Annotated in this window: 16 protein-coding genes; 1 reads left to right on the forward strand and 15 read right to left on the reverse strand. The window is 62.6% G+C overall.

The window, feature by feature from the left end:
* Nucleotides 1-5: 5 nt before the first annotated feature.
* Genes ACTNFJ_RS08645 through sdhC form a run of 5 tightly spaced genes read right to left on the reverse strand, consistent with a single transcriptional unit; the run spans nt 6 to nt 4,440 of the window.
* Nucleotides 6-992 carry a YihY/virulence factor BrkB family protein gene (locus tag ACTNFJ_RS08645; protein WP_435905906.1) on the reverse strand — a complete coding sequence of 329 codons (987 nt, stop codon included), beginning with the start codon at nt 990-992 and terminating at the stop codon, nt 6-8.
* A 23-nt stretch (nt 993-1,015) separates the two neighbouring features.
* Complete coding sequence (locus tag ACTNFJ_RS08650; RefSeq protein WP_435905907.1) at nt 1,016-1,783, reverse strand: succinate dehydrogenase iron-sulfur subunit; 768 nt, start codon at nt 1,781-1,783, stop codon at nt 1,016-1,018.
* A gap of 3 nt (nt 1,784-1,786) precedes the next feature.
* A complete protein-coding gene (gene sdhA, locus ACTNFJ_RS08655) occupies nt 1,787-3,598 on the reverse strand; it encodes a succinate dehydrogenase flavoprotein subunit (protein WP_435905908.1) in 1,812 nt (603 codons plus the stop codon).
* 48 nt (nt 3,599-3,646) lie between these two features.
* Entirely contained in the window at nt 3,647-4,090 is a 444-nt protein-coding gene (locus ACTNFJ_RS08660) for a succinate dehydrogenase hydrophobic membrane anchor subunit (RefSeq protein ID WP_435905909.1), read from the reverse strand.
* A gap of 17 nt (nt 4,091-4,107) precedes the next feature.
* Complete coding sequence (gene sdhC / locus ACTNFJ_RS08665) at nt 4,108-4,440, reverse strand: succinate dehydrogenase, cytochrome b556 subunit (RefSeq protein ID WP_444711813.1); 333 nt, start codon at nt 4,438-4,440, stop codon at nt 4,108-4,110.
* A gap of 294 nt (nt 4,441-4,734) precedes the next feature.
* Here sdhC and ACTNFJ_RS08670 point away from each other — a divergent pair, with 294 nt between their 5' ends.
* Nucleotides 4,735-5,853: a mannose-1-phosphate guanylyltransferase gene (locus ACTNFJ_RS08670; protein ID WP_435905911.1), complete on the forward strand. Its 1,119-nt coding sequence runs from the start codon at nt 4,735-4,737 to the stop codon at nt 5,851-5,853.
* A gap of 18 nt (nt 5,854-5,871) precedes the next feature.
* Here the strand turns inward: ACTNFJ_RS08670 and lysS are convergent, their stop codons facing one another.
* From lysS to hpt, 10 genes are all read right to left on the reverse strand, one after another.
* The gene (gene lysS / locus ACTNFJ_RS08675) at nt 5,872-7,422 is read right to left on the reverse strand and encodes a lysine--tRNA ligase (RefSeq protein WP_435905912.1); all 1,551 of its coding nucleotides are present in this window, start codon (nt 7,420-7,422) and stop codon (nt 5,872-5,874) included.
* Between the two features lie 224 nt (nt 7,423-7,646).
* Nucleotides 7,647-8,369, reverse strand: a complete 723-nt coding sequence (locus tag ACTNFJ_RS08680) for a DUF2520 domain-containing protein (protein ID WP_435905913.1) — start codon at nt 8,367-8,369, stop codon at nt 7,647-7,649.
* Nucleotides 8,366-10,045 (reverse strand): PH domain-containing protein, encoded by a 1,680-nt coding sequence (locus ACTNFJ_RS08685; RefSeq protein WP_435905914.1) that lies wholly within the window; start codon nt 10,043-10,045, stop codon nt 8,366-8,368. Before ACTNFJ_RS08685 ends, ACTNFJ_RS08680 begins: the two co-directional genes overlap by 4 nt.
* Nucleotides 10,042-10,560 (reverse strand): PH domain-containing protein, encoded by a 519-nt coding sequence (locus tag ACTNFJ_RS08690; protein WP_435905915.1) that lies wholly within the window; start codon nt 10,558-10,560, stop codon nt 10,042-10,044. Before ACTNFJ_RS08690 ends, ACTNFJ_RS08685 begins: the two co-directional genes overlap by 4 nt.
* 59 nt (nt 10,561-10,619) lie before the next feature.
* Nucleotides 10,620-11,123, reverse strand: a complete 504-nt coding sequence (locus ACTNFJ_RS08695; protein WP_435905916.1) for a DUF3180 family protein — start codon at nt 11,121-11,123, stop codon at nt 10,620-10,622.
* Nucleotides 11,110-11,643: a 2-amino-4-hydroxy-6-hydroxymethyldihydropteridine diphosphokinase gene (gene folK / locus ACTNFJ_RS08700; protein WP_435905917.1), complete on the reverse strand. Its 534-nt coding sequence runs from the start codon at nt 11,641-11,643 to the stop codon at nt 11,110-11,112. Before folK ends, ACTNFJ_RS08695 begins: the two co-directional genes overlap by 14 nt.
* On the reverse strand, nt 11,640-12,992 hold the full coding sequence (gene folP, locus ACTNFJ_RS08705) for a dihydropteroate synthase (protein ID WP_435905918.1): 1,353 nt from the start codon (nt 12,990-12,992) through the stop codon (nt 11,640-11,642). Before folP ends, folK begins: the two co-directional genes overlap by 4 nt.
* Nucleotides 12,989-13,576 carry a GTP cyclohydrolase I FolE gene (gene folE / locus ACTNFJ_RS08710; RefSeq protein ID WP_435905919.1) on the reverse strand — a complete coding sequence of 196 codons (588 nt, stop codon included), beginning with the start codon at nt 13,574-13,576 and terminating at the stop codon, nt 12,989-12,991. The genes folP and folE overlap by 4 nt, the downstream gene beginning before the upstream one ends.
* A complete protein-coding gene (gene ftsH, locus ACTNFJ_RS08715; protein WP_435905920.1) occupies nt 13,573-15,693 on the reverse strand; it encodes an ATP-dependent zinc metalloprotease FtsH in 2,121 nt (706 codons plus the stop codon). Before ftsH ends, folE begins: the two co-directional genes overlap by 4 nt.
* A 103-nt stretch (nt 15,694-15,796) precedes the next feature.
* Entirely contained in the window at nt 15,797-16,357 is a 561-nt protein-coding gene (hpt, locus tag ACTNFJ_RS08720; protein WP_435905921.1) for a hypoxanthine phosphoribosyltransferase, read from the reverse strand.
* Between the last annotated feature and the right edge of the window lie 17 nt (nt 16,358-16,374).

Below are 16,374 nucleotides of genomic sequence, written 5' to 3' on the forward strand. Positions count from 1 at the left end.
GGCGACTATGCGGCGGTGCGCAACTCTGACTCTTCGAGGGTGCCAAGCTCGCGATCGACTCCGGTAACAATCCACGACGCGGTCAGCAACAGGGTACGGCAGACGAGGTTGAACCAGACAAGCAACCCAATCAGAACGGCAAACGAGGCGAGCAGCGGATTGGAAGAGACGCCGGTGAGGAGCCACGTTCCAAGCACCTTGAGCCCCAGAAGAACTACCCCGCCGAGGGCGCAGCCCCAAAACATGTGCCAGCGGCCAACACGCACCTCTGCCAGAAAGAAATGGATGCCCAGGAGCACCGCTACATCGAAGACATACAGGAGCGCATACCGCGCGGTCATGCCGAACCCACCCACGAGCCAGTTGTCGGGGCTGATATCAAACATGCTCAGGAGCCACTCGGTAATGTTGCTGCTGAAGACCGTGAGCGCGGCGGAGACCAGGAGCGCGGCGAAAAATAGTAGCGCCAAGATGAGATCGCGAACTTTTAGAATGAACGCTCCCCGATACTCACGCACATCAAGCCCGAAGATGATGCGAATCGATCGACGTGTGCCGGTGAACCAAGTGATCGTTACCCAGAGCAAGGCCACACCCGCGGCAATGCTCGTCCAATCGAAACTTCGTTCGCTCAGCAGTGCGCTGACGGAGACCAGCCCGTCTTCGCCCAAGAGACCCGGCACCAATAGGTTGATCTGCTCGATGAGAGAGGCGAGAAGCTCAGTTCGGCTCCGCAACCAGACGCCCAACACGCCGAAGCCGACCCAGAGCGCCGCGAAGACGGCGAACACAGCCTGGTAGCTCATTCCCGCCGAGAGGACGTTTCCACCGACATCAATGAAATGGAAAAAGGCGCGCATAGGGCGGAGCTTTCGTACCCGACTCCACCACTGGCGACTCACCCTGCGCCACCGTCGTACCCGCGCTGAACCGAGCAACGCCCCGTCGGCCACGCTCTCAGCTAAGGGAGCATGTTCGCGGGGCGCTGTCATTCGGCAATTCTATGCCGATTGCGCTAGCTCGTTTTTCCGGATCGGATCGCGGCCTTGACCTCGGCGATGGCCTTCGTCACCTGAATTCCACGCGGGCACGCGTCAGTGCAGTTAAAGGTGGTGCGGCAGCGCCACACGCCTTCGGTGTCGTTCAGGATATCGAGGCGGACCTGCGCGTTGTCGTCGCGGGAATCAAAGATGAAGCGGTGCGCGTTCACGATCGCGGCCGGCCCGAAGTATTGACCATCCGTCCAGAACACTGGGCAGCTCGTCGTGCACGCCGCGCACAGAATGCACTTCGTGGTGTCGTCGAAACGCTCGCGATCCTCGATCGACTGCACACGCTCCTTACCCGGCTCCGGGGCGTTCCCCGCAACGAGGAAGGGCTGCACCTCGCGAAATGAAGCGAAGAACGGCTCCATATCAACGATCAAATCCTTTTCCAGCGGCAGACCCTTGATGGCCTCCACATAGACAGGCTTCGTGATGTCGAGATCTTTAATGAGGGTCTTGCACGCGAGACGGTTGCGCCCGTTGATGCGCATCGCGTCTGAGCCGCAGATGCCGTGAGCGCAGGAACGACGGAAGCTCAGCGTGCCGTCCTGATCCCACTTGATCTTATGGAGCGCATCGAGGATGCGGTCGGTCGGGTACATGGGCACATCGAAGTCCTCCCAGTAGGCCTCGGCCCCCGTTTCCGGGTCGTACCGACGCACCAAGAGGGTGACGTTGAAGGGCTTCGGGGCCTCGGGGGCCGCAGCCACAGGAACCTCAGCAGTAGCGGTGCTCATGGCTTAGTACTTCCTCTCCATCGGCTGGTAATTCGTGATGACGACCGGCTTCCAGTCCAGGCGAATGTGGTCTTCTGGGTTCGCCGAGTGGGGATCGCCCGACAGGTAAGCCATGGTGTGCTTCATGTATGCTTCATCGTCACGGTTCGGGTAATCGTCGCGCATGTGGCCGCCACGACTTTCCTTACGGTTTCGCGCGGAGTAGACGAGCACCTCGGCAAGATCGAGCAGGAAACCGAGCTCGATCGCCTCGAGCAGATCGGTGTTGTAGCGCTTTCCGCGATCCTGGATCGAGATGTTCTTGTATCGCAGGCGCAAATCGTTGATCACGCGAAGCACCTCGGTGAGCGACTCCTCTGTGCGGAACACCTGAGCGCCACGGTCCATCGATTCCTGAAGTTCCTTGCGAATGTCTGCCACGCGCTCGGTGCCAGTGCTCTGGCGAAGCATCTCGACGAGCTCGCGGATCTCCTTCGCTGGGTCAGCCGGCAGGTCGACAAAGCTCGCCCCGTTCGCGTAGTCGGCTGCACGATTACCCGAGCGCTTGCCGAATACGTTGATGTCGAGCAGAGAGTTCGTTCCCAGACGATTCGATCCGTGCACCGAGACACACGCACATTCACCGGCGGCGTAGAGGCCGGGCACCACGGTGTCGTTGTCCATCAGAACTTCGGCGTGGACGCTGGTCGGGATACCACCCATCGCGTAGTGCGCAGTGGGGAACACTGGCACCGGTTCCGTCACCGGATCCACACCCAAATAGGTGCGCGCGAACTCCGTGATATCGGGGAGCTTCGTCTCGAGCACCTCGGCGCCCAGGTGGGTGCAGTCGAGATACACATAGTCCTTGTGCGGGCCGGCGCCGCGACCATCGAGCACCTCTTGCACCATGCAGCGCGCAACAATGTCGCGTGGCGCAAGATCCTTGATGGTCGGCGCGTAGCGCTCCATGAAGCGTTCACCGCTCGCATTGCGGAGGATGGCGCCCTCGCCTCGAGCTCCTTCTGTCAGCAGGATGCCGAGGCCCGCAAGGCCCGTCGGGTGGAACTGGTAGAACTCCATGTCTTCCAGAGGGAGGCCCTTGCGCCAGATGATGCCAACGCCGTCACCGGTGAGGGTGTGGGCGTTCGAGGTAGTCTTGAAGATTTTGCCAAAGCCGCCAGTGGCAAACACGATGGACTTCGCTTGAAACACGTGCAGATCGCCGGTCGCAAGTTCGTAAGCGACCACCCCGGAAGGCTTGCGATCTTTTCCTTCACCGGTCATCACGAGATCGAGCACGTAGAACTCGTTGAAGAAGTTGACGCCGAGTTTGACGCAGTTTTGGAACAGTGTCTGCAGAATCATGTGACCGGTGCGGTCAGCGGCGTAGCAAGAACGACGCACGGGAGCCTTACCGTGGTCGCGAGTGTGACCACCGAAGCGGCGCTGGTCAATCTTGCCGTCGGGTGTGCGGTTGAACGGCAGCCCCATGTTCTCAAGGTCGATGACCGCGTCAATCGCTTCCTTCGCCAGAATCTCAGCCGCATCCTGGTCAACGAGGTAGTCGCCACCCTTGACCGTGTCGAAGGTGTGCCACTCCCAGTTGTCGTCTTCAACGTTCGCGAGCGCCGCGGCCATGCCACCCTGCGCTGCCCCCGTGTGGGAACGAGTCGGGTAGAGCTTCGTGATGACCGCGGTCTTCGCCTTCGGTCCCGCCTCGATCGCAGCGCGCATACCCGCGCCGCCAGCACCGACGATCACAACGTCGAACTGATGGTAGGTAACGCCGTCCTTGACGGTCACTTCCTCGCCCTGGTGGGTGTTGGTGGTCACGTGTTTCCTAACTTCCAATGAAAAGTCTGAGAAGCGGCTGCGTCAGGCTCAGGACACAGTGCAGAACGAAGCGAGCAGCTCGGGGTCAGCTCCCGGGGGGCAAGGATCGAAAGTGAAGATCACCAGCGTTCCGAGCAAGATAAGCAGTGCTGCCGAGAGGAAGAGTGCGATCTTCAGACCCTTTGCGAGGCCCGGCCGCACAACGTAGTCGTTCACGATGGTGCGCATGCCGTTGGTGCCATGAATCAGGGCGAGCCACAAGAGCAGCAAGTCCCAGACCTGCCAGAAGGGGTTCGCGAGCTTGCCGCCGACAAACCCAAAGTCGATAGCTTTGACCCCGTCGCCCACCATGAGGTTTGAGAACAGGTGGCCGAAAATGAGCACCACGAGGAGCACGCCAGAAGCGCGCATGTAGATCCAACCCCATTTTTCCCAGTTGGTGCGCTTCTTGACGGGGGACTGCGAACGAGGAGTGTCAATAGAGAGTGTCATGAGCTTGCTCCTCTTTCCTAGGACCCGAAGACGTTCATCAGGTGGCGGGGGGTGAAGGCGAGCATCACGACAACCCACAGGACGATAACCGACCAGAACATCTGGCGCTGGTACTTGGTTCCCTTGCTCCAGTAATCAACGAGAATGATGCGCAGTCCGTTGAAAGCGTGGAAGACGATCGCACCGACCAGCCCGACCTCGCCCAGCCCCATTAGTGGGGTTTGGTAGGTCGAGATCACGGCATTGTATGCCTCAGGGCTAACGCGAATGAGAGCCGTGTCGAGCACGTGCACGAGCAAGAAAAAGAAGATGGCGACGCCAGTGATGCGATGCAGCACCCAAGACCACATTCCCTCGTTGCCGCGATAGAGGGTGCCGCCTGGGCGGGTTTTCTTCGCGGCGGCAGGCGTGACCTGCACGGTTTCGGCTGACACGAGCTTCCTCCTTGGGTCGGGTTGCACCGGGAGCGTTCCGGTATCCGATGCGCGTAAACATGACGAGTATTTTCAGTATCTCCGCAGAACACAGCGCTAGTCCATTATGGCACCACTTAGCACGGGTTATTGACACCGCCACTGGTGTAGACGAGCATCGCAAAGCAAACCACAGCCAGGCTCCGAAGGGGCGTAGATAGGCTGTTCACCATGACTGAGACCCCCGCGTTCGACCGATTTACCTGCGTGATCCCCGCTGGAGGCGCGGGCTCAAGACTCTGGCCGCTCTCTCGCGCGAACGCGCCGAAGTTTCTGCTGGATCTCACTGGGAGCGGCGACTCCCTCCTCGAAGCAACCTGGAATCGACTTACCCCACTCGCCCCGCCAGAGAGGCTCATGGTGGTGACGGGGAACGCGCATCGCGATTCCGTGTCAAAGCAGCTGCCCGATCTCCGTGCGGAGAATCTTGTCACCGAGAGCCAGCCGAAAGATTCCTCCGCCGCGATCGGTCTCGCAGCTGCGATTCTCGAACGTCGAGACCCCAATTCGATCCTGGGTTCGTTCGCCGCCGATCATGTGATTCGAGGCAACGTTCTGTTTCAGCGGGCAGTGCGCACTGCGGTACAGGCTGCGGATCAGGGGTACATCGCAACCATCGGGATCCACCCGAGTCACCCCGCTACTGGCTTCGGATACATCGCATGTGGCGGGGCGCGTGGGGATCTTGCGCCCTTCGATGTCTATGACGTGACCGACTTCGTGGAGAAGCCGGATGAGGCAACCGCCGCAGAGTACCTTCGCAGCGGGGGTTACCTATGGAATGCGGGCATGTTCATCGCGCGAGCGAGCGTGATTCTCGATCAAATGGCACTAACGGAACCAGAAATGGTGGCCTCACTGCGTGAGATCGCGGCCGCGTGGGGTACCGATCAGGCCGCCGCCGTGCGCGAGGAGTTGTGGCCCGGTCTGCCCAAAATTGCCATCGACTACACCGTTGCCGAACCCGCTGCGGCCGCGGGCAAGATGGTGTGCGTTGCGGCTCATTTTGAGTGGGACGATGTGGGCGACTTTGCGAGCGTGGCAAATCTCCTCACCCGCGGTCGATCCAACGACCTTGCGGTACTCGGCGACGGGGCGCAGGTCCTCTCCGATGCGTCGAGCGGCATCGTAGTCTCGGAGAGTGACCGACTGGTCGCGCTCGTGGGCATGGAGGATGTTGTCGTGGTTGACACTCCCGACGTGCTACTCGTCACATCGAAGGCTCACGCCCAAGACGTGAAGGGCCTCGTCAATCGCATGAAGGGTGCCGGCGGCGGCCACCTGCTCTAGGCCACCACCCGCGCAGGGCTACTTGACCAGCGGAAAGAGAATCGTCTCGCGGATCCCGAGGCCCGTGAGCGCCATCAGTAAGCGGTCCATGCCCATGCCCATACCACCCGACGGCGGCATCGCGTGCTCGAGCGCCCGCAGGAACTCCTCATCGACCCGCATCGCTTCATCGTCGCCCTGCGCACCCTGCGCGGCTTGCTGCGAGAAGCGCTCGCGCTGCACCACTGGATCAATCAGCTCCGAGTAGCCGGTCGCCAGCTCAAACCCGCGCACATAGAGGTCCCATTTTTCGACCACGCCGGGAATCGTACGATGGTGTCGAGTCAGCGGGCTCGTCTCGACAGGAAAGTCCATGACGAAGGTGGGTCGCGTGAGGCCATCCTTCACGAAGTGCTCCCACAGTTCCTCGACCAGCTTCCCGTGGTTTGGCAGCTCTACGTGCAGGCCCTCCGCGTCCGCCAACTCACGCAACTCCAACACCGAAGTATCGGGGGTGATCTCGCGGCCAGCTGCCGCAGAGAGCGTGCCGTACATGGAGATGCGGTCCCAGTCACCGCCCAAGTCAAACAGGGTGCCGTCAGCCCACAGCACCGTGTGTGACCCTTCCCGCTCGGTACCACGATTCACCGCGAGCGCCGCGTTCTGAATCAATTCCTGCGTAAGATCGGCGATCCCCTGGTAATCGGAGTAGGCCTGGTACGACTCGAGCATCGCGAACTCGGGGCTGTGTGTCGAATCAGCCCCCTCGTTGCGGAAGTTGCGATTGATCTCGAACACCCGCTCAAGCCCACCGACGACCGCTCGCTTCAAGTACAGTTCAGGCGCGATCCGCAGAAACAGCTCAGTGTCAAAGGCGTTCGAGTGCGTGACGAACGGCCGAGCCGACGCTCCACCGTGCATCGTCTGCAACATCGGGGTCTCGACTTCAAGAAAATCATGACCGGCGAAGGTCTCGCGCAGGCTCGCCATGGTCAGCGCGCGTGTGCGCACATTGACCCGGGCCTGCTCTCGCTGAATGAGATCAAGGTAGCGCTGGCGCACCCGCGTCTCCTCATTCAGCTCCGCGTACATGTTCGGCAGCGGCGCGATCGCCTTCGCAGCAATACGCCAATCAGTCACCATGATGCTGAGCTCGCCCCGGCGGCTCGAGATCACCTCGCCACTGACAAAGAGGTGATCTCCCAGATCCACCAGGTCTTTGTAGCTCGCGAGCGAGTCCGCACCGATTTCTGCAAAGCTCACCATGGCTTGAATGCGGGTACCGTCGCCGGACTGCAGGGAAGCGAAACACAGCTTGCCGGTGTTGCGCTGAAAGACGACGCGTCCTGCGATTCCGACGGTTTCACCCGAGCGACTGTCTGGCACTTCCTCGAGGTGTCCCCAGGCTTGACGCACTGCGGGAATCGTGGTTGTAACCGGCACCGAAACGGGGTAAGCACCTCCCCCGAGATCCTCCCCGGCCAGCGCGTTGAGCCGGTCACGCTTCTCGAGTCGCACCCGCTTCTGCTCGAAGACCTCGGCTTCGCTGATTGCTTCGGGTGCGACGTCGGGCGCGTGCTGCTCGCTCATAGGGCGGGATCCTCCGTGTTTTTGGCGTAGAGGCCTAGTCTATTCGGGATCCGAGACGCTCAGGCTTTCCAAGGGCAACGAGAGGAACTTGCGGGCATTTTGCACTTCGGACATGAGCACGTTTTCCGTCGCACGCTGCATTGACGCACCCGCAGGACACCGTGACACCTTCCCGAGACTCGCGACTCTCGCGAGGGGACCTACTCCCCCGCGGTTGTGGTGGATCACGTCTCCCCAAACAGGGCATCACCCGCCAGTCCCGCTGCGGCGCGCAACTCTTCCTCCACTGCCGCGCGCACCAGCCCACCCACGACGTGATCTGGGCGTTCAATGCCGATGTGACGCAGCGCGTCAGTCGCCTGACGCACAACGGCGCGCGAAAACTCAGTCGCCGCACTGATCGCCTCGGCATACTCAGCCCGATCGCTTTCAGCCACACGCACGGGTTCGGCTCCCATCTCGACGGCAAGCGCCTGCCCGATGGGAAGTACCGGCGACGGCGCGGTCACGGCGACGGTGGCACCCGCAAGTCGCGCGAGGTCGAGGCTGGTGCCAGTAAATACCATCGCCGGGTGGAGCGCGAGCGGAATCACTCCCACTCCGAGCGCGGGTGCAAACACCCCGTATCCATGCTCCGGAGCGGTGTGCAGCACCAGTTGGCCAGGTTGCCACGCTCCAATTTCCGTCAATCCGCGCACCAAGCTGACGAGCTCATTCCCGGGAATCGCAAAAATCACCAGTTCACTGCGACGCACGACCTCGGGGACGTCGAGAATCGGGACTCCGGGAAGCAGCAGCTCGGCCCGTTCCTTACTCTCCTCACTCACCGCGCTCACGCCGGTGATCGCGTGGCCAGCGCCCGCGAGGGCCAGGGCAAGTACCGGGCCCACTCGACCGGCGCCAACGAGGCCAATTCCGAGTCGGCCGGCGCGAAGCTCGGCCGTCACTCCCAGTCCCCTTCCATCCGTGGCGCCTGATCAGGAGCTACGGCGCGATCTGCCTGCTCCCCCGGCTCGCGTCGCATGTTCCGCTCCGCCCGTATGCGCACCGCTTCCCCGCCCTGTACCCGCACCATCGTGCGCGACACCTCGTCAAAAACCATACGCGCCTGCGCAAGCTCGATGCCTCGCATCACCACCTGCACCGGGCCGAGAACGGTGTGAGCTTGGAGCGTGGCGAGACCAATGAAGCGCTGAAGTACAGGCCGGGAGAATTGGATTGACTGGGCGCGAAGTATGGGCATGACGACGAAGCTCCGGGTGAGCCAACCGCGTCGCACCCGAAGGGTGGCATTCTCGGAGACCTCATCCGCAAGTCGCAGGCCCGCGCGTTTCTTCCCAAACCACAGCACCCACGCCGAACGCGGCCCTGCCCCGACGAAGCCACCCGCGGTGCCTGCGCCGAGCAAGCCGAGGCGCAGCGCGTCAACCTCTTCCGGTTCATCGCCGATTCCGGGCAGCAGCGCCTCAATCACGCGCAGTACGTCGTCGACGGGCCCGACCGGCAACACGACGTTGCGCAGACCATTCTGCCCCGCCTCCGCTGCCCCATATCCCGCTGTCGTCACCCGCACGCGCCACCAGCCAAAGGGCCGCCAACCGAGGGGTTGTCGCGCTTCGATCGCGTGGATCCGCCCAAACGGTATCGTCTCGGTGTGAGTGGCTGTAAGGCCAGATCCCACCCGCACGCCGTCTGAGCTGCGGGACAGGGTAAACCGGAACCCCTTGTTAAACGAGCTGTAGCTCACTCCCACCGCGATGAGCACAGACGGGATGATCATGGCGAAGAAGAATGGGCTCCAGATGAGCGCCGACACAACGCTTGCAATCAGCAAGATGACTGGGATCCAAATATCCCAACTGAGCGCGATACTGCCGAAGAGTCGTCCCAGGGGTACGCTCACCAAACTTCCACTCGTGCGGGCCTCCTGGTCGATATCCAGGTCAACGAATTCTCGCGCACGCTGATCGAGGAGGGGGGGAAAGCCGGTTGGGCTCGGTTCGAACTGAGTTCCATCGGGCAGCTGTGTCGCACCCGGAATCAACGAAACCTCACCGGGAGCCTGTGACACCTGAGGTATCTGAACAGAATCGCCCCGCCGATGGGCGACGCTGCGCAGAATCCGCTCGCGCACCTCTTTCGCGACGCGATGACCGAGGTAGCTCAGCGATACCTTCCCGCCCTGGCCGGCCGTCTGAACCTCGACTTGAGTCAGGCCGAGAATGCGCGCGAGCAAGGGACGCTGCAAGTTGACGCTTTGGATGCGCTCAAGGGGCGCGCGACGATGCTGACGAAACAGCACGCCGCTCTGGGATTCCACTGCTTCGTCGGTAATGCGGTAGGTGTGAAACCGCCAGCTGAGCCATGAAAAGAAGATGATGACGACGATGATGCCGAGCGCGACACCCATCGCCACAAGGATGAGTCGCTGCTCGACCAGCAGGTCAATGAAGTCACTCTCGTCCGGCCCCATGGCGCCGAGGTATTGCTCCGCGATGAAGAGTTCGAGGATTCGATCTCGAAAGTTTGCCAGGAGGATGCCCCCAATGACGAGAATCGCCAGGCCGCCGCGTAGGAGTGGCGAGAGAGGATGCAGCCGCTCCCAAGTCGGGTCGCTGGTCACAGGCCCGACCGTCTCGTTTCGGCGAGCTCGACCAGGCGGTCGCGGAGCGCCTCAGCGTCCTGTAGCGGAAGACCGGGCAGGTTGACGCCAGTCGCCGCGCTCGCCGTCACGAACTTCAGTGATGCGAGCCCCAGCGAACGTAGGAGCGGCCCTCGCGTCACATCAACGAGCTGCAACCGCCCATACGGTACCGCGACGACGCGCTCGAACATGATGCCCTTCCGAAAGAGCAGGTCATCTTCCCGCAAGATATAGCCGATTGCGCGAACCCGGCGAAAGGCGAACGCCGCGCTCAGCAGCAGAACGACCGTCACCGCGGCGAATAGTGCGATCACGAGCGGTGGGGGCTTCTCATCTGCAAACAACACGATAAGCACGAACACCGCCACGACAATGAGCGTCATGATCAAATTCATCGCGAGATCCGCCCAGGCGTACTTCGGCGACACCCGCTGCCATTCTTGCCCCGAGTTCGGCCACGCGGACACGATCACTTCAGGTTGATTTTCACTCACTTCGCACCTCCATCAGCAAGCCTATGGCGCACGCCTCCGGTCTGCCGGGGCGCGCCGGGTTACGCGAGTTGTTCGCCAGCGTGAGGCCCCGGATCCTCTTGCCGCTCAGCGTCGGAGCCGTCAGGCGGAATACGGCACAGCCACTCCGCGATCGCTCCCGCGACGAGGAGCACGATTCCCGTGATCGCCACGAACAGCATCGGCAGCCAGGTCGTCGACTGGGGAAACACCGAACGAGTGAGGAGCTGAGCCAGAAGCCCGAGGCCAAATCCCCCGAGAAGCGAACCAGCGAACTGGCACGCGCGTGCTCCCGCTAGCAGTCGCACCGCGTGAAACGGATTCACCGGACGCGCGGTTGCCTGGGTCACCGCGCGTCGCAGAGCGATCCCCAGCCCGAGGACGACGACCGCAAGCACGAGCAGAGTTGCCGGAAGCGATCCGGGCGGCACGAAGGGCGCGTCTCCGCGTGTGGACCTGAACACCTGGAGGAGCACGCCAGCGGCGATACCCGCCGCGCCGAACGCGGCGATGGTCAGTATCGACGTCCGCTCAAGCCTCGGCATGATCCGCTACCCCTTCTGTCGGGGTAATCGGTCTCGTGGTGTCTCCCAGCCGCTCCAGCAAGTCTGCCACTCGCCCGCGACCAATCAGTACCGCGTGCGGATCCAGGTCGAGCCACGGGGCGAGAACGAAATCTCGCTCGTGTGCCCGGGGGTGTGGCACGGTGAGCCTGTCGTCCGAGATAAGCCTGCCGCCGTAGCTGATGATGTCAATGTCGAGGGTGCGGTCACCCCAGCGAGCGTCGCGCACTCGGCCGTGGGAAGCCTCGATACGCTGCAGCACGTCAAGCAGCTCGTGTGGAGACAGCGTCGTATCTGCAAGTGCCACGCCATTCAGATAGGCCGGGGCATCGGGGTCGGGTCCACTTGGAGTTAGCGCAATTGACTCACGCAGCGGTGAGGCGCGCAGACCGGAAACGCCCGGCGTGCTCGATAGCTCGCGCTGTGCCTCGATGATGGTGTCGCCCCGATCTCCGAGGTTTGCGCCGAAGGCAATCAACACCGTGACTACCTGCGGAATCACGCGCCGCCCCCTACCGAGTCGCGCACGACGGTGACTGAGACATCTGAAAACCTCTCGGCGATCGGCGCATCGGGCTTGTGTACCGTAATGCGCGCTGACCGAACGCCGGGAAAGGCGAGCGCGATTCCTGCCGCCCGGTCAGCCACGGTCTCGATCAGGTCGACCGGATCTCGGCGCACCGCATCAGCAATGGCAGCGGCCACCTCGCCGTAGTGCACGGTGTGCGTCAGGTCGTCGCTCCGGGCCGCGGAGCCGAGATCCACGGTGAGCTCGGCATCGATGATGAAACGTTGCCCCTGCTCGCGTTCGAAGCCGAAAACCCCGTGATGCGCAAACACCTCCAGCCCGGTCAAGGTAATGCGGTCACGCACGTGCGCGGAGGGGCTGACCGGCCCCGCACCGATCTCCTCCCCGTTTGAGTGGGCACTCTCGCGGGCTTCACCCGCCGCGAACCCTGCGTGACTGGCCACACCAGCGCGTGATCTGGGTGGATCGGCCTGAGCCCAGGCCCGTTCAACCGCCAGGGCCTGCACCGTGCCCGGCACGTCGTGCACGCGCACCCCCCACGCCCCGGCGCGTGCGGCGAAAGCGCTCACCACCGCGGTCATTAGGTCTCGTTCGGTCGCTGTGGCACCTGCGCTGCTACCCGGCAGCGTCGCGAGCAGTTCTCCGAGCATGCGTTTGCGGGAGATTCCGACGAGCACGGGAAAGCCGAGTTCCTCGAGTCGGCCGAGGCCCCGCAGCAGCGCCCAGCCCTGCTCCGCGGTCTTATCGAACCCGAGGCACGGGTCGATCACGATGCGTTTCGGATCCACCCCTGCGGCGATCGCGGCATCTGCGAGGCGTGCGAGCTCGTCTCGCACCTCGGTCACGACATCGACATACTGGGAACGACGATGCGAAGGGTCTGGCACGCCGCGCCAGTGACCGAGGATCAACTTTGCGTCGCTTTCGGCTGCCATCCGGTACATGTCCGCATCAGCAAGCCCGCCCGACACATCGTTGATCATGGTGGCGCCGGCGATCACCGCTTCACGAGCCGTCGCGGAATGAATGGTGTCAACCGACACCCTGATGCCTTCCGCGCTCAGTGCCTGAATTACGGAACGCACGCGACGAAGCTCCTCGGCGGATTCCACGGGAACTGCCCCCGGCCTCGTCGATTCACCCCCCACGTCGACGATGTCTGCTCCCTGCGCGGCTAACAGTCGACCCCTTGCGATCGCGGCTTCGGGATCAAAATAGTCGCCCCCGTCACTGAACGAGTCGGGGGTGACGTTGATCACCCCCAGCACCTGAAACCTGCGGGTCGGTGTGGGTTCCGCGACCAGCGACAAGACGGTCGTCACGGCCCGCCCCGCTCGGTCGCGCCAATGAGCGCGAGAACTTCGGCCCGTTCGCCTGGACGCGACAGCGACCCGCGCGACGCGACGGTAACCACCATGGCCTCGATCTGCCTTCCGCCTCGATCCGCCATGCAACCGTGGCTCGCCTCGAGCACGACCAGAACTCCCTCGGGCTCGAGCCCGACGTGCAGCGCCTCCGCGATCTGCTCGCCGAGACGCTCCTGAACCTGCGGACGAGCAGCCAGAGTGTCAACCACTCGGGGAATCGCCCCGAGCCCCACCACCCGCTTTGCCGGCCGGTACGCCACGTGGGCCCTGCCGCGAAACGGCAGCAGGTGGTGCTCGCAGGTTGAACGCAACGCGATGTCGCGCACGAGCACAAGCTCACCAGTCTCATCGCCAACCGGCACTGCGTCAATCAGGTGCTGCAGCGGATCAATGCCGACGCCCGCGAAGAACTCGGCGTAGGCATCTGCCACACGATCTGGGGTGCCCGCCAACGTCTCGCTGTCAGGATCCTCGCCAATCGCACGAAGCAGTTCCCGCACCGCCGCGGCGATGCGCTGCCGATCGACGCCGGTGGTCACGGCTTCGCCGCGTCCTCACCCGCTGCGGCGTCAGGCTGAACCGAAGAATCGCTCTCGTCGGACTGCGCCTGGGACTCATCCGCTTCGTCGGATTGTGTGGCATCAGTCTCGACGGCATGAGTCGAGATACCTGGTTCAGCGGACGTTTCAGGCTCAGGCGTCACATCGACTAGAGCTCCATCGGTGCGCACACTCTCGGGCACAGCGATCGGCGGGAGGTCAGAGACCGGTCGCGCGCCGCTGGAGAGCCACACCGATCGTTCGGGAAGCTTTACCACGTCCTCGAATATTTCGGCGATCTGCACGTGGTCGAGTGTCTCCTTCACGAGCAGCTCGGCGGCAAGTCGGTCGAGTACCTTGCGATTGAGCACGAGCGCCTCGTACGCCTCGTCGTGAGCTTGCTCGATGATGGCGCGCACCTCTTGGTCTACCGAAACGGCCACTCCTTCTGAAAAATCGCGGGTCGTACCAAACTCGCCGAGGTAGGGTGACGCCTGCGCCTGCCCCAGTCGCACCGGCCCCAGCTTCGCCGACATGCCGTACTCGGTCACCATCTTGCGCGCGGTAGACGTTGCCTTCTCGATGTCATTTCCGGCACCGGTCGTCGGGTCGTGGAACACAAGTTCCTCCGCGACGCGGCCTCCCAGCGCATAGGCGATCTGATCCTGCAACTCGTTGCGGGTGACCGAGTACTTGTCTTCGAGTGGGATAACCATCGTGTAGCCCAGAGCTCGTCCGCGGGGAAGGATGGTGATCTTGGTGACCGGGTCAGTGTAGTTCAGCGCAGCGGCGACGAGCGCATGACCGCCCTCGTGATAGGCGGTCATGAGTTTCTCGTGGTCTTTCATCACCCGTGTGCGACGCTGTGGGCCAGCGATCACTCGATCGATCGCCTCGTCGAGGGCGCGATTATCAATGAGTTGCGCGTTCGATCGTGCGGTCAGCAACGCGGCCTCGTTGAGCACGTTCGCCAGATCGGCACCCGAGAACCCCGGGGTCTTTCGAGCGACCACCTCGAGGTCGACGTTCTTCGAGAGCGGCTTGCCTTTCGCATGCACCTCGAGGATCGCGCGTCGACCCTTCATGTCTGGCGGATCGACCCCAATCTGACGGTCGAAGCGGCCGGGGCGCAGAAGCGCAGGGTCGAGCATGTCGGGACGGTTGGTCGCCGCGATGAGAATCACGTTCGTCTTCGGATCAAAGCCGTCCATCTCGACGAGGAGCTGGTTCAGCGTTTGCTCGCGCTCGTCATGGCCGCCTCCCATGCCCTGGCCGCGACGCTGCCCCACCGCGTCGATCTCGTCGACGAAGATGATTGCAGGGGCGTTGGCCTTCGCCTCTTTGAAGAGGTCACGCACCCGGCTCGCGCCGACGCCTACGAACATCTCGACGAAGTCGGAACCAGAAATGCTGTAGAACGGCACTCCTGCTTCGCCCGCGACCGCCCGTGCCAGCAGCGTCTTACCCGTTCCTGGCGGGCCGTAGAGCAGCACACCCTTCGGGATCCGCGCCCCCACGGCCTGAAACCTCGTCGCGTCTTGCAGGAAGTCTTTGATCTCGTGCAGCTCTTCAACCGCCTCTTCGGCGCCGGCAACATCCGCGAACGTGACCTGCGGCATTTCCTTCGAGTTGAGTTTGGCGCGTGACTTGCCAAACTGCATGACCTTATTGCCACCGCCCTGCATCGATGACAGCATCCACCAGAAAAAGAGCCCGATGAGCAGCAGCGGGAGCATGAACCCAAGGATCGACCACAGTGCATTCGGCTGCGGTACCTGGTCTGTGAAGCCGTCTTCGGGTGCCGCTTCGTTGACCGCTGCGACCACGTCTTCACCACGCTGAGTGATGTAGTAGAAGAAGACCTCGCTCGACCCGGTCTCCTTGTCCGCCTTGGCGAGGGTGAGATTAACTCGCTGGTCGCCGTCGATAATCTCGGCCTTTGTGACGCCGCCATCAGCAAGCACCTCGAGTCCGCGCTGCGTGGTGATTTCACGCACACCGGAGCCGGAGAGCAGCGACCATCCCAACAGCACGATGAGTGGTGCCAAGATCAAATAGAGCAACGGCCCCTTGAAGAGATTCTTCCCTTTGGGGGCCTTTTGTGCTTTGTCAGCCAAGTTGCGGCCTTTCTGCGGTCACCAGCGAATATGAGTAAGCGTATCCGTTGCCACGGACAGAGCTGCTGTATGTCCGCTCAGCGCAAAATCAGCGCGGCACGCATCACTCTCCGCCGTAGACGTGCGGGGCCAGAATCGCGACGTCGCGCAGGTTACGGTAACGCTCGGCGTAGTCAAGGCCGTACCCGACAACAAACTCGTTCGGGATGTCGAACCCCAGATATGTCACCTCGACATCCACTTTGGAAGCCTCGGGCTTACGGAGCATCGTGCAGATGCGCACGGACTTTGCCCCGCGAGTTTCCAGGTTCTCCTTCAACCACGAGAGCGTCAAACCCGAGTCGATGATGTCTTCGACGATCAGTACGTCACGACCGGTGAGGTCCGAGTCGAGATCTTTCAGAATGCGCACGACACCGCTTGACTTCGTTCCCGCACCGTACGATGACACGGCCATCCAGTCCATTTCTGCGTGGAATCTAAGTTCACGGGCGAGATCGGCCATCACCATCACCGCACCCTTGAGCACTCCCACGAGCAGAGGCGGAGAGTCGAATCCGTAGTCAGCCTCGATCTGTCGCGCAAGCTCGCCGAGCCGTGCCTGCAACTCCGCTTCGGTGTGCAACACAACTTTCAGGTCGTCTCCGAGATCCTTCGCGTCCATAGGCCCGCCTTCGCTAG

Origin of the sequence: Leucobacter shiyiweii, assembly GCF_052446065.1 — a bacterium.
Lineage (GTDB): Bacteria > Actinomycetota > Actinomycetes > Actinomycetales > Microbacteriaceae > Leucobacter.

What these genes read in the sequence shown, in the direction of transcription:
- hpt (WP_435905921.1), bottom strand. Translation starts at nt 16,357, where the DNA reads ATGGACGCGAAGGATCTCGGAGACGACCTGAAAGTTGTGTTGCACACC.
- sdhC (WP_444711813.1), bottom strand. Translation starts at nt 4,440, where the DNA reads ATGTGGTCTTGGGTGCTGCATCGCATCACTGGCGTCGCCATCTTCTTT.
- ACTNFJ_RS08645 (WP_435905906.1), bottom strand. Translation starts at nt 992, where the DNA reads ATGACAGCGCCCCGCGAACATGCTCCCTTAGCTGAGAGCGTGGCCGAC.
- ACTNFJ_RS08650 (WP_435905907.1), bottom strand. Translation starts at nt 1,783, where the DNA reads ATGAGCACCGCTACTGCTGAGGTTCCTGTGGCTGCGGCCCCCGAGGCC.
- ACTNFJ_RS08660 (WP_435905909.1), bottom strand. Translation starts at nt 4,090, where the DNA reads ATGACACTCTCTATTGACACTCCTCGTTCGCAGTCCCCCGTCAAGAAG.
- lysS (WP_435905912.1), bottom strand. Translation starts at nt 7,422, where the DNA reads ATGAGCGAGCAGCACGCGCCCGACGTCGCACCCGAAGCAATCAGCGAA.
- ACTNFJ_RS08695 (WP_435905916.1), bottom strand. Translation starts at nt 11,123, where the DNA reads ATGCCGAGGCTTGAGCGGACGTCGATACTGACCATCGCCGCGTTCGGC.
- ACTNFJ_RS08670 (WP_435905911.1), top strand. Translation starts at nt 4,735, where the DNA reads ATGACTGAGACCCCCGCGTTCGACCGATTTACCTGCGTGATCCCCGCT.